The following is a 12,838-nucleotide window of genomic DNA, read 5'->3' on the forward strand; positions in this document are numbered from 1 at the left end:
AGGCTTCGTATATGAGTGATTCGCTGAAGGAACGTGTGCGGGCGAAACTATTGCGCCAGCTCGCCGAGGACGGCACACCCGACTCGGAACAGGACGATCCGCGCCTGATCTCGGTCGAGTCCGATCTCGATGCGCTGAACAGCGTCGCCGACGACGATCCGTTGGTCGAAGAACTGGCCGCGCGCTACCTGGTCTTCTGACGGCGCCTCAGCGCGATGTCGTATCGACCTGCCCGCCGGAGGGCGGCAGTTGCGGCAGCGGCTCACCGAGCAGCCACGCGTCCCAGAGCGGCCGCAGCGGCACCAGACTGTAGTGGCTGGCCAGATCGGTGAATTCCTCCGTAGTGACCGAGCCGTGGCGGTACCGGATCGTCCACTCGCGCAGCAGATCCCAGAAGGCGAGTTCGCCGAGTTCCAGGCGCAGCGTATGCAGGGTGAGCGCGCCGCGTTTGTACACGCGGTCGTCGAACATACGTCGCGGGCCGGGGTCGCCGATGATGATGTCCTGCGGTTCACGGGACAGGTTGTGCCGGGCGGCGCGGGCCAATTGGTCCGCGGTGGGCCCGCCCGCGGCTTCGGACCAGATCCATTCGGCGTAACAGGCGAAGCCTTCGTGTAGCCAGATGTCACGCCACTGCCAGATGGTGAGGCTGTTGCCGAACCACTGGTGCGCGAGTTCGTGTGCGACAAGGCGTTCCGCGCCGCGGCGGCCGTCGCAGTGGTTGGCGCCGAAGACGGAGATGCCCTGGGCCTCGATGGGGATTTCCAGTTCGTCGTCGGTGACCACGACCGTGTAGGCCTCGAATGGGTACGGGCCGAACTTCTCGGAAAAGACTTCCATCATCTGCTGTTGGCGCTCGAAGTCGTGGTCGAAGCTGGCGCGCAGCCGGGCCGGGATGATGGCCTGTATCGGCACCGAACCGCGCGGGGTGTCGATGCGGTGCTTGCGGTACTGGCCGATCTGGATGGTCGCCAAGTAGCTCGACATCGGCTCGGACTGTTCGTAGACCCAGGTGGTCTGACTGGCCTTGGTCTGCTTGCGCATCAAGGTGCCGTTGGCGAGTGCGTAGTACGGGGTGTCGGTGGTGATCGAAATCCGGTAGCTGGCTTTGGAACTCGGGTGGTCGTCGCAGGGAAACCAGGACGCGGCGCCGTTGGGCTGGCTTGCCACCAGCGCGCCCTCGGTCAGTTCCTCCCAGCCGACCTCGCCCCACGGCCCGCGCACCGGCTTCGGCAGCCCGGCGTATTGGATGACCAGCTCGAGCACCCCACCCGCCGGGATGCGGTGCTGCGGTGTGATGACGAGCTTGCCGTGCTGGTGGGAGTATTTCGCGGCCTTGGTGCCGTTGACGAGCACCTTGGACACGGTGAGCGACTGGGACAGGTCGAGCGCGAAACGGTCACGGACTGCGTCGGTGACCGCGATGATCCGAGCTCGGCCTGCCATGCGATTACTGGCGACCTTATAGGTGATCTCGAGTTCGTACCGTGATACCCGGTAGCCCCAATTTCCGTTCTGCGGTAGGTATTCGTCGACGGGCTCTTCGTAGTACTTGCCCGCCATCAGGAGGTCGCTCCCGCCTCGCTGAGGCTCGGCGCCGCACTCGACCACGGCGCGATCGGATTGCCCCACCAGCGGGTGGACGGCGGCACGGTGTCACCGCGCATGACCAGCGAGGCGGGGCCGACGGTCGCGCCCGCGCCGATGCCTGCGGCGGGCAGGGCGACGCAGTGCGGCCCGAGGGTGGCGCCCGCGTCGAGGGTCACGGTGTCCATGGCCATGATTCGATCGTGGAAGAGGTGGGTCTGCACCACACAGCCGCGTTCCACGGTCGCGCCGTCACCGAGTGTCACCAGGTCCGCCTCCGGTAGCCAATAGGACTCGCACCATACCCCGCGTCCGATCTTCGCGCCGAGTCCACGAAGCCACAGATTCAGTACGGGGGTACCGGTCGCGGCGCGCGCGAACCACGGCGCGGCGACGGTTTCGACGAAGGTGTCGGCGACCTCGTTACGCCACACGAACGAACTCCACAGCGGATGCTCCTCGGCGCGGATTCGCCCGACCAGTAACCACTTCGCGGTGACCGCACTGGCCCCCGCGATCGCACCGGCGGCCATCAGGACGAAACCGCAGAGCAGTCCGGCGATCAGGTATCCGGCCGATTCCGCGATCCAGGCCAGCGTGAACAGCACGCCCAGGCCGATGGCGAAGCTCACGAGCACCGGGACGAGCCGGCAGGTCTCGACTATGCCGCGGAACACCTTCAGCCGCAGCGGCGGATCGAAGGTGCGTTCGGTATCGCCGCTTTCGGAGGCGCGCCGCAGTCGCACCGGTGGGCTGCCGAGCCAGGACGAACCCGCCTTGGCCTTGGACGGTGCGGCCGAAAGTACGGCGACCAGCCCGTTTTTCGGCACCCGTCGGCCGGGTGCGGTCATACCGGAGTTGCCGAGGAAGGCGCGCTTGCCGACCTTCGCGTCGCCGATGTGCAGCCAGCCGCCGCCGAGTTCGTAACTGGCGATCATGGTGTCGTCGGCGAGGAACGCGCCGTCGGCGACGGTGGTGAATTTCGGCAGCAGCAGCACCGTGGACGCCTCGACGCTCTTACCGACCTTCGCGCCGAGCAGGCGCAGCCACAGCGGGGTCAGCAAGCTTGCGTAGAGCGGGAACAGGAAGGTGCGCGCCGAATCCAGCAGCCGCTCGGTGGCCCAGGCCTGCCAGCCGACCCGGCTGCGCACGGGATGATGACCCTCGGTGAGTCCGATGCTGAGCAGCCGGACCGCGATGACCGTGGCCACCGCGTACACGGCCAGGCTCAGCAGTGTTGCGACAGGCAGGATCGCGAAACCCTTGCCGAGCGCACCCGCGAGTGTGCGGGCATCGCGGATGAACCAGGCGATGAATGCGCCGCCGGTGGCCAGACCGAGAATGGGCATGGCCGCCAATGCCATCGAGGTCACGCCGAAAATCGCGACCCAGTGCGCGGCCCGCGCCGGAGTATGCGACGGCCAACGATGCTGGGCCTTACCGACTTTCGTGGCGGGCGAGCCTGCCCACTCCTGTTCAGCCTTCACCCTGCCCGATACCGAAGATCCGGCCGCGATCTCGGCATTCTTACCGATTTTGCTGCCGGGCAACAGGATCGAGCGCGCGCCGATCACCGCGCCCGCACCGATGGTGATCGGTCCGATGTGCACCACATCGCCGTCGATCCAATAGCCGGACAGGTCGACCTCGGGCTCCACACTGCAGCCGTCGCCGAGTTCGAGCATGCCGGTGACCGGCGGCAGGGTGTGCAGATCGACGCCCGTGCCGATCTTCGCGCCGAGCGCCCGTGCGAACGGCACCATCCACGGTGCGCCGGAGAGACTCTCGGCGCCGCTGGCCTCCGAGAGTCGTACCGCCGCCCACAGTCGCAGGTGCTCCGATCCGCCGCGCGCATAACTGCCGGGCCGCACCCCGCGCAGCAGAATCCGAGCGCCGGTCGCGCAGATCACCATGCGACCGGGTGGGGAGATGAACAGCAGGAACGCGGCCAGCGTCCACCACCAGGACAGATGCGGCAACCACGGCAGCGAGCCGGACCAGCCCGCGATATTGCCGACAATGGCCAACCAGGTGAGCCACTGCAGTCCGGTGAGGGTCGTCAGCGGGATGGTGGCCAGCACCTGGGTCCACTGGGCGCGCGGCGGCGTCGGGCGCACGATGCGTTCCTCGACGGCGGCGCTCGGCGCGGTCTCGTCGAGCAGTTCGGCCAATGCGCCGAGGCGAGGATGGTCGTAGAGATCGGCGACGGTGATCCGCGGATAACGTTCGCGCAGCGCGGTGACCAGTTGCGCCGCCGATAGCGAGCCACCGCCGAGATCGAAGAAGTCGGTATCCGGACCGGTGACCTCGGCGCCGAGAATCGAATCCCACAGTCCGGCAATCCATTGCTCGGTTTCGGTGAGATCGCCGGTCGCGGTGTCGGGTTCGGCGGTGTTCGGCAGCGGCCACGGCAGAGCGTCGCGATCGACCTTGCCCGAGGTGCGGGTGGGCAGGTCGGGGACGATGGCGAGCCGGGGGACCAACGGGGCCGGAAGTTGTTCGGCGAGCTGGGCTCTGGCGGCCCTGAGGTCGAAATCGGGAGCGGTGCCGGTCAGGTAGCCGACCAGGATCTTATTGCCCGCCTTGGTGGTTCGGATCGCGGCCGCGGCACCGGTGACGCCGGGTAGGTGCTGCAGGGCGTTGTCGAGTTCGCCGAGTTCGATGCGGCGGCCGCCGAGTTTGATCTGATCGTCGGCGCGGCCGAGGAAGACCAGACCCGCGCTGTCCTTGCGAACCAGATCGCCGCTGCGGTAGGCGCGCTCCCAGCCGAGTGACGGTAGCGGAGCGTACTTTTCGGCGTCCTTGACCGGATCGAGGTAGCGGGCCAGGCCGACGCCGCCGATCACGAGTTCACCGGATTCGCCCTCGTCCACCGGATTTCCGGCGGCATCGACGACGGCAAGATCCCAGCCGTCCAGCGGTAGTCCGATGCGGACCGGGAAGCCGCCGTCGAGCAGCGCCGCACAGGCGACCACCGTTGCTTCGGTGGGGCCGTAGGTATTCCAGACCTCGCGTTCCGAATCTGTATCCGATGTGCGGCGTTCGCGGGGCCCTGCGTGGCTACGCTCCGCTGCCTCCTCCGGGCCCGTCGCTCGCGCCGCGGGTTTTCCGGCAAGGCGTTCGGCGAGTTCGGGCGGCACCGCCTCACCGCCGAAGATCAGCAGCCGGACCGGGTCGAGCGCCTCGGCGGGCCAGGTCGCGGCGAGGGTGGGAACCGTCGAGACGATGCTGATTTCGCGGCGGACCAGCCAGGGACCGAGATCCGCGCCGGTACGGACCAGGGTGCGCGGCGCGGGCACCAGGCATGCGCCGTTGCGCCAGGCCAGCCACATTTCCTCGCAGGAGGCGTCGAAGGCGACCGAGAGTCCGGCGAGAACCCGGTCGTCCGGTCCGATCGGGGCATCCGGCAGGAACAGGCGCGCTTCCGCGTCGACGAAGGCGGCGGCATTGCGGTGGGTGACCGCGACGCCCTTCGGGGTTCCGGTGGATCCGGAGGTGAAGATGATCCACGCGTCGTCGCCGGGGGTGGGGCGAACCGTCGAGGCGTCAGCGGACTCGGGCCGTTCGACGGCCGTCGGCTCGATGCCTGCCGCGGTCACGATCGCGGTGACGCGGGCCTCACCGAAGACGAGCCGGGCGCGCTCGTCCGGATCGTCGGCGTCCACCGGGACGTACGCCGCACCGGCAAAAAGGATCGCCAGAATAGTGACGTAAAGCTCATGCGTGCCCGACGGCATGCGCACGCCGACGCGGTCGCCGGGATGCACACCCGCGGCGGTCAAGCGCACGACTCCGGCGTCGATTTCGGCCAGCAATTCGGTGTAGCTGAGCACCACGCGACCGTCATCGATCGCGGGCGCCTCCGGGTGGGCTTGCGCGGTGCTGTTGAGGATGTCGACAAGGGTCCTGGCCTGCGGCGCGAGTGCGGCGCGTAGCAAGGGTTCGGGCGTGCGGAGCCCGTCGGTCGGGTCTGTGCCCGCCGCGGTGTCGACCTGCGGCCGCAGCATCACGTCCTGCCCACCTCTCATAGACCTGCCTAGCGCTTCCTCGTTGTTGTTTCACAGCAGGGTTACCAGTGGGCAAACGCCACGGTGACCAACTGTCTACGGTACCTGCGGTATCGGTCAGAGTTCTTCGCCCAGCGCCTTCAATGCAAGGCGGTGCAGGGTCTGCCGCTCGTCTTCGTCGAGGCGGTACAGCACCCGCTTGGCGGCCTCTTCGATGAGTTCATCGGTCTTGCGGCGCTCGGCGCGTCCGGCCTGGGTGATGGACAGCCGGTATTTGCGCCGGTCCGTTGAATCGCGGGTGCGGGTGACGAATCCGGACTCCTCCAGGCCGTCGATCAGCCGGACCACCTCGCTGCGGTCGATGCCGAGCGCGGTGGAGACCTGCTGCTGGGACAGGTCGTCGAATTCCTCCAGGCAGACCAGCACCCAGTGTTCACGCAATGACGTGCCCATCTCGGCGTGTACGGCCTTGTGCAGCTTGCCGAGCGCGTACGTCGGGAAGCGGAGCAGGCCGCGGGGATGAATGTGGTCAGCGGGCATTCGGTAATTGTATCTATTGTTGAGGAGCTAGATTGTTGATAATCTCCGCAATCTAGGTTGTCTACAAATAGCGGAGGATCCATGTCGGATACCCGAACGGCAGTCGCCGCCACCGCGCCCGCACTCGAACCCATTCCCGCGCAGGTCTGGCGGGTGGCCGGTGTGGTGGTCTTCGGCGCCGTCATGAGCATGTTGGACACGTCGCTGGTGAATATCGGGCTGAACTCCATCGCGACGGATCTCGGTGCGGCGCTGGACAGTGCCCAGTGGATCGCGAGCGGGTATCTGCTCGCACTCGCCGTCACGCTGCCGCTGTGCGGTTGGCTCGGACGGCAATTCGGAATGGACCGGGTCTGGTTGACCGCGCTCGCCGGATTCACGGTGACCTCCGGACTCTGTGCGCTGGCACCGAATATCCGCTGGCTCATCGGTTTTCGGATCGCGCAGGGTCTGGCCGCGGGGCTATTGGTGCCCGCAGGGCAGACGCTGCTCGGGCAGGTCGCGGGTCCGCAGCGGTTGGGGCGGGTGATGAGTGTCGTCGGCATCGCGGTGGTCGCAGCGCCCGCGGTCGGGCCGACCATCGGCGGCGTCATGCTGGCGAATCTGGACTGGGAGTGGTTGTTCCTGATCAATATCCCGTTCGGGCTGGTGGCATTCGTCCTGGGGCGCCGGTTGTTACCGCGGGCGCAGGCGTCGGGCAACGGCGGTCGATTCGATGCCACCGGATTCGCATTGATCGCGGTCGGGCTGTCGGCGCTGGTCTATGGGCTGGGCGAATTCGGCAGTCGCGGTGGCGTTTCCGCGCCGACGGTGTGGGTGTCGGTGGTGGTCGGGGTGCTGGCGCTCGGCCTGTTCGTGGTGCGGTCGGTGCGCGGTGGTGGCGGGAGCCTGCTCGATGTCGGACTGTTCCGGCATCCGGTATTCGCGACGGCGAATGTGGCGAACTTCTTCGCCGGTGCGTCGCTGTTCGGGGCAATGCTATTGCTGCCGTTGTACTTTCAAGTGCTGCACCGCGACGGTCTCATCGCGACGGGCTTGTTGCTCATGTCCTTCGGGATCGGTGGCATCATCGCGTTGCCCATCGGCGGCCGGTTGACCGATCGGTACGGCGGGGGCGTGGTCGCGGTGGTCGGCAGTGTAGTGACGGCCGCGGTCACCGTGCCGTTCGCGCTCGGCGATGCTTCGATGAATCCCGTTGTCGTGCAGGCACTTCTATTGATCCGCGGCGTGGCGACCGGATTGACCGGGGTGCCGATCATCGCTGCGGCCTACGCCGCGGCACGGCCCGAGCAGCTGCCGGATGCGGCATCGTTCGTGAATATTCTGCAGCGGGTCGGTGGGTCGATCGGAGCGGCATTGCTCGCGGTGGTGCTGTATCGCGCGGCCGCTGCGGGATTGTCGGTGGATGACGGGTTCCGGCAAGCGTTCTGGTGGCTCACGGCAGCGTCGGTCATCTCGTTGATAGCGTCACTATTGCTGTGGCGCAAGGAGATTCAGCCGAACCGGTAACGCCGTGCGCCTGGTCGGTGGCGACCGGCCAGGCGCATGACGGATCACGCGGCGGAAGCGGCCGTGCCGATGCCGAGTGCGGCGAGAACGGCCGCGCTGATCTGTTCGAGCCGATCGCGAACCTGTGGGCGGCGCAACATCGCAACCGCTCGTGACGCCAGCACGGCGAGCAGGATCATCTCGACGGCGGCAATGGAGCATTCGATGGCCCCGAGCGCGAGAGTGTTCGAGAACGTGACATCGGTGAGGAATTGCGGCAGTACCGCCAGGTAGAACAGCCCGACCTTCGGGTTGAACATGCACGAAACCAGGCCTGCGGCGAATGCCGATCGGATCGAGGCGGGGGCCCCCGCGGCCGACTGCCCGGACGCCGCGGCGGTGCCCGCTCTGCGCTGCTTGCGGTGATCGATCAGCGCGCGAATGCCCAAGTACACCAAGTAGATTCCGCCGATCACCTTGAGCATCCGGTAGGCGGTCGCGGACTGTTCCAGCAGGGCGGCGACGCCCGCCGCGACCACCACCGCCCACACGATCCCGCCCAATGCCGAGCCGATCGCCGCGGCAATGCCAGGGCGCGCGTCCACGATCGAGAATCGCAGCACCAGGAACGAATCCGGGCCGGGCGTGATCGACAGCAGAATGCACAGGCCGACAAAGCTGAGCAGCAGGGAAAGCGTCACCTCTCGATCAGACCGCACATCACCCTGGATTGCAAGGTTATTTATTAGACTGCATGTATATGCAGAAAGGAGCCGGTTGACAGGGCGGTGCGGCATCTGCCAATCTCGGTTCAGGTCATGAGTACCAGCGTCAAGCCCCGGCTAGCTGGTCGGCAACCCTCCTCCGCGGTGGGGTGCTCCGGGTGACGACCAGGCCGCAGCCCGACCGGGTGCGGCAAGCGCGGACTCGGATGATCACCTGATTTCGGGTCCTACAGCCGATGGGATTTGTGATGACCGCTGTAGTTGAGCAGAGCTGTGCTTCCCTCGCCCGGGTTTCCGGCGACGACCTCCAGGTGCCGCTCGTGCAGGGCGGAACGACCACCTGCACAAACTTCGACTACGCCGCTAGCGCACCGGCATTGGCGCAGGTCACCGACCGCGTGCAGCAGCTGCTGCCGTTCTACGCGAGCGTGCACCGCGGCGCCGGTTACGCCTCGCGGATCTCCACCGAGTGCTATGAGGCCGCGCGCGGTTCGGTCACCCGCTTCCTCGACGCCGCCGACGACCAGGTCGTGGTGTTCACCCGCAACACCACCGATTCGCTGAATCTGCTCGCCGCCTGTGTGCCCGGCGACACCGTGGTGCTGGATATCGAACATCATGCGAACTTCCTGCCCTGGACCCGGCGCGGTCGCCGCGTCGTCAAGGCCGCGGCGACCGTCGAGGAGACGATCCGTCAGCTGATCGCCGAATTGTGCAGTAAGCCGGCGGCATTGCTCGCGGTCACCGGCGCGTCGAATGTGACCGGTGAGGTGCTGCCGCTCGAGCGCCTGGCCACCATCGCGCACCAGTGCGGTGCGCGGATACTGGTCGATGCCGCGCAACTGGCACCGCATCGTCGAATCAGCCTGCGCGCCACCGGAATCGACTACCTCGCCTTTTCCGGTCACAAGCTCTACGCACCGTTCGGCGCGGGAGTGCTTGTCGGACGCCGGGATTGGCTGGATGCCGCCGAACCGTATCTGGCGGGCGGCGGGGCGGTCCGCGAGGTCACCACTACCGGCGCGGAATGGGCATCGGCACCGCAGCGTCACGAGGCCGGTTCGCCGAATGTCCTCGGCGCGGCCGCACTCGCCGCCGCATGTGACGCGCTGTGCGCGATCGATCCGAAAACCCTTGCCACGCATGAGCGACGGCTCGCCGATCGCCTGCGCGCCGGGCTGTCCGCGATTCCGGGTGTCAGCCTGCTGCGCATCTGGGACGACAGCCCCGACACCGTCGGCATCGTCGCCTTCACCCTGGACGGATTCGTCCCCGGACACGTCGCGGCCTATCTCTCCGCCGAACACGGCATCGGTATTCGCGACGGCCGCTTCTGCGCGCACCCGCTGCTCGAGCGGCTCGGCCTGGACGGTGCGCTGCGTGCCAGCATCGGCCTCGGTACCAGCTCCGGCGATGTGGATCGGCTGGTCGATGCCATCGCCACCCTGGTCGACGAGGGGGCGTCGTGGAAATACGCCAGTACTGACGGACTTTGGAATCCGACACCCGAGACCCGTCCCTTTGCCCGCCCCGATGCCAACGACGGTGCCGCGCCCTGCTCGATCGGCTGATCGGAGCCGCCCGCGCAGTCGTAGCCGCCGCGCGGCATCGGCCGACGCGGTCCGAGGACCGGATGAATCCACGAGCATCGGAAGAACATGCGCGGGACCTCGCAAGCGGATTCGGCCAGGCTGGCGTGATCCCTCGGGCACGCAGGCTTCGCTCTGAAGAATTCACCGAACAATTTGCGCCACCACGGAACCGCCACTCCAGCCCTTGCGTCTAGAAGGGTGATGGCACTCGTCCGGCCGGGGCGGGGGGAACGGAAAGGCGGCTGAATGAATTCGGCAGAGCGGGACGCGCTCCAGTCCTGGACGGACGGGATGCGCGGCCGAGTCGACCAGATGTCCGATGTCTATGAGCGGCAGCTAGAGCAGTTCGGCGCGGCGAAATCCGAGCTGGCCAACCTGACAGTGCAGGGCTGGTCCCAGGATCAGCTGGTTCGGGTGACGGCGAATTCGGCGGGCATTCCGCTGGATGTGTGGGTGGCGCCGGAGGCGTTCAAGCGCTCGAATCCGGAGCGGCTCGGTGCGGCGATGACCGAGGCGGCGCAGGCCGCGGCCCGGGCCGCCAAGGAGCAGCTCGACGCGCGCCTGGCGCCGGTGCTGGCGGCGGTATCGGAGGTCGGGCTGCCCGAGGATCCGTTCGGCGAACTGCCGACGATCGCCCGGCCCGACGGGAATATCCTGCCGCCGCCTCCGCCGGAGCCCGAAACGGAACCGCAGATCGAGTTCCCCCGGCGGCTGGACGCGGATCCGGACGACGAGGGCCCGCACTGGAAGGGCTGGTAGGTCATGGGCAACAGCAACTTCCGGCTCGATCCCGAGCAGTTCCGTTCGATCGCGACCGAAATCGGTTCGCTGGGCACCGAATTCGCCACCGAGGTAGCGGAATTCACCAGCGCGCTGAGCGAGGACGGCGATGGCATCGGCGATGACGAATTCGGACAGGCCTTCCTGCGGAACTTCCTGGGCCCTGTCGAGGATGCGACCGAGATGCTCGACGGCGTGGTCAGCCTGCTCGGATCGCTCCAAAAACGTTTCACCGCCGTCGCGGATGCCGTGACTACGACCGATGGGGACTTCGAGTCGGCCGTCGAGAAGATCACCGGTCTTCTCGACGAGAACGGCAAGGGATAACCGCATGGGATTGCAGATACCAGCGGCGCTGGAGCCGGTGGCGGCGGTCGTCGTCTATCGCTGGCCGAAGGCGGATGAGACCAAGCTGTTCAGTTTGGGCAACAAGGCCGAGGCGATGGCGAATACGCTGGAGAAGTACTCCGGCAAGATCGATACCAAATTCCAAGAGGCACTCGGCCATATCGAGGGCGAGACCCACGACGCGATCGAACGCTATCGGCAGAAGACGATGCAGGCGGTCGAGACGCTCACCGATCTGCTCCGCGATATCGCCCTGGCACTGCGGATCTACGCATCGCTGATTCTGGCCATCAAGCTGTACATCATCTCGATGCTGATCTACACCGCCATTCAGTTGGCCGCGGCCGCCGCGGCGGCGGTGCCGACCCTCGGTGCGAGTACGGCCGAGGCGGCGGCGATGCAGGTCGCGATTCGCACCGCCATCACACAGGCGCTGCGCAAGCTGATCCAGCAGATCCTCACCCAGACGGTGATCAAGGCGGCCACCGGCGCATTGACAAGTACCGCAATGGAATTCCTGCGACAGACCATCGGGATCGAGATGGGTACGCGCGACGGTTACGACGTCGATCGGCTGGTCGAATCGGGCGAGCGCGGGGCACTGGATGGGGCGATCCAGGGGGCGCTGAACAAACTCGGGTTCAATTCCACCGATACGAAGAAGTTGGCGGAGCAGCTCACCACCACGGTGTTCGGGCCGGCGCGCAATTACAAGGCGCTGCACGATGGTTCGCAACAGACCGACACGTCGGACACGACAACCACGCAGCACGCGCCCTATGTGAGCACGTCGCCCGGGGGTACGACTTTCACCGCCGGTACATCGGGCGACGATTCATCGACTCCGCAGCACGCGCCGTATGTGAGTTCGTCGCCCGGGGGCACGACTTTTACCGCCGGTACGTCGACCGATGATTCTTCGCCGCAGCACTCGCCGTATGTGGCACCGTCCACGACGCCGACGCCTACTTCGATCCACGACACGACCGTGCCGACGTCGACGCACGGTCCGTATACCACGAGCACCTCGCCCGTGAGTCCACCTGAGCCGACCACTGATCCACCACCGAAGGAACCCGGCCAAGACGAGCTGACCCCGACCTCGACCTCACCCTCATCACTGGATATGGGTGCGGGTGACACCTTCCACATCGACGTGCGCACCGGCTCATCGCTCGATCTATAGCGTTGCCGCGCAGGTGAATCCGCCCGGTCGCGTTCAGTCTTCGAGCGAGGTCGGGCGGTAGTAGCGGCCGCGGTAGTAGAGCAGGGGAGCGGCGCTGGGCTGTTCGTCGGTGTTGTCGTGGACCCGGGTGACCAGGCCGACGACGAGGGTGTGGTCACCGATGGGGATCAACTGCTGGATGGTGGCGCGGATCCAGATGGGCGTGCCGTGCAGCACGGGCTCACCGGTGTCCAGCGTGGTCCACAGGGATCGGTCGCTGAAGCGTTGATCGGCGGTGCGGGCGAAGCGCTTGGCCAGATCGTGCTGGTGTTCGCCGAGGAAATGGACCACCACGGAGTCGGCCGCCTGCAGTGCCGTCAGGCTCGACGAGGTGTGGGCGATATTGAACGAGACCAGCGGCGGCTCCAGCGACAGCGATGCGAAGGAGGTCGCGGTGAAGCCGACCGGGCCGTTCGTGGAGCCCAGGGTGACGACGGTGACGCCCGCCGGATAGTGCCGCATGGAGGCGCGATACAGCTCGGCGGTGATACCGCTCAGATCATCGGGAATCTGGATGTCCGTGGCGGGGGGTTGAGCTTCAGTCAC

Annotated in this window: 11 protein-coding genes and 1 riboswitch; of the genes, 6 read left to right on the forward strand and 5 right to left on the reverse strand. The window is 66.9% G+C overall.

Annotated elements, in window-relative coordinates; genetic code table 11:
• Positions 1-11: 11 nt before the first annotated feature.
• Positions 12-200 (forward strand): hypothetical protein, encoded by a 189-nt coding sequence (locus ACQPZ2_RS03395; protein ID WP_364479570.1) that lies wholly within the window; start codon positions 12-14, stop codon positions 198-200.
• A gap of 7 nt (positions 201-207) precedes the next feature.
• Here the strand turns inward: ACQPZ2_RS03395 and ACQPZ2_RS03400 are convergent, their stop codons facing one another.
• From ACQPZ2_RS03400 to ACQPZ2_RS03410, 3 genes are all read right to left on the reverse strand, one after another.
• Complete coding sequence (locus tag ACQPZ2_RS03400) at positions 208-1,563, reverse strand: M1 family metallopeptidase (RefSeq protein WP_433524258.1); 1,356 nt, start codon at positions 1,561-1,563, stop codon at positions 208-210.
• Positions 1,563-5,594 (reverse strand): Pls/PosA family non-ribosomal peptide synthetase, encoded by a 4,032-nt coding sequence (locus tag ACQPZ2_RS03405; RefSeq protein WP_433527304.1) that lies wholly within the window; start codon positions 5,592-5,594, stop codon positions 1,563-1,565. Before ACQPZ2_RS03405 ends, ACQPZ2_RS03400 begins: the two co-directional genes overlap by 1 nt.
• Positions 5,595-5,711: 117 nt before the next feature.
• Positions 5,712-6,134: a MarR family winged helix-turn-helix transcriptional regulator gene (locus ACQPZ2_RS03410; RefSeq protein ID WP_433524259.1), complete on the reverse strand. Its 423-nt coding sequence runs from the start codon at positions 6,132-6,134 to the stop codon at positions 5,712-5,714.
• 81 nt (positions 6,135-6,215) lie between these two features.
• Between ACQPZ2_RS03410 and ACQPZ2_RS03415 the strand changes: the two genes are divergently transcribed.
• Positions 6,216-7,643, forward strand: coding sequence for a DHA2 family efflux MFS transporter permease subunit (locus ACQPZ2_RS03415; RefSeq protein ID WP_433524260.1), 1,428 nt, complete (start codon positions 6,216-6,218; stop codon positions 7,641-7,643).
• 44 nt (positions 7,644-7,687) lie between these two features.
• On the opposite strand, the gene ACQPZ2_RS03420 is transcribed toward ACQPZ2_RS03415, so the two are convergent.
• A complete protein-coding gene (locus tag ACQPZ2_RS03420) occupies positions 7,688-8,323 on the reverse strand; it encodes a LysE family translocator (protein WP_433524261.1) in 636 nt (211 codons plus the stop codon).
• A gap of 113 nt (positions 8,324-8,436) precedes the next feature.
• Positions 8,437-8,550, forward strand: a riboswitch (SAM riboswitch).
• A gap of 45 nt (positions 8,551-8,595) precedes the next feature.
• On the opposite strand from ACQPZ2_RS03420, the gene ACQPZ2_RS03425 reads away from it, so the two are divergent.
• The 4 genes from ACQPZ2_RS03425 to ACQPZ2_RS03440 all read left to right on the forward strand — a co-directional run bounded on the left by ACQPZ2_RS03425 (position 8,596) and on the right by ACQPZ2_RS03440 (position 12,253).
• Positions 8,596-9,918, forward strand: coding sequence for an aminotransferase class V-fold PLP-dependent enzyme (locus tag ACQPZ2_RS03425; protein ID WP_433524262.1), 1,323 nt, complete (start codon positions 8,596-8,598; stop codon positions 9,916-9,918).
• A 267-nt stretch (positions 9,919-10,185) separates the two neighbouring features.
• Entirely contained in the window at positions 10,186-10,698 is a 513-nt protein-coding gene (locus ACQPZ2_RS03430) for a YbaB/EbfC family nucleoid-associated protein (protein ID WP_433524263.1), read from the forward strand.
• A 3-nt stretch (positions 10,699-10,701) separates the two neighbouring features.
• Positions 10,702-11,046 (forward strand): hypothetical protein, encoded by a 345-nt coding sequence (locus ACQPZ2_RS03435; RefSeq protein WP_433524264.1) that lies wholly within the window; start codon positions 10,702-10,704, stop codon positions 11,044-11,046.
• A gap of 4 nt (positions 11,047-11,050) precedes the next feature.
• Entirely contained in the window at positions 11,051-12,253 is a 1,203-nt protein-coding gene (locus tag ACQPZ2_RS03440; RefSeq protein ID WP_433524265.1) for a hypothetical protein, read from the forward strand.
• Positions 12,254-12,286: 33 nt separating this feature from the next.
• Here the strand turns inward: ACQPZ2_RS03440 and ACQPZ2_RS03445 are convergent, their stop codons facing one another.
• Positions 12,287-12,838 (reverse strand): flavin reductase family protein, encoded by a 552-nt coding sequence (locus tag ACQPZ2_RS03445; protein WP_433524266.1) that lies wholly within the window; start codon positions 12,836-12,838, stop codon positions 12,287-12,289.

The sequence above is a fragment of the Nocardia pseudovaccinii genome (assembly GCF_050942345.1).
Lineage (GTDB): Bacteria > Actinomycetota > Actinomycetes > Mycobacteriales > Mycobacteriaceae > Nocardia > Nocardia pseudovaccinii.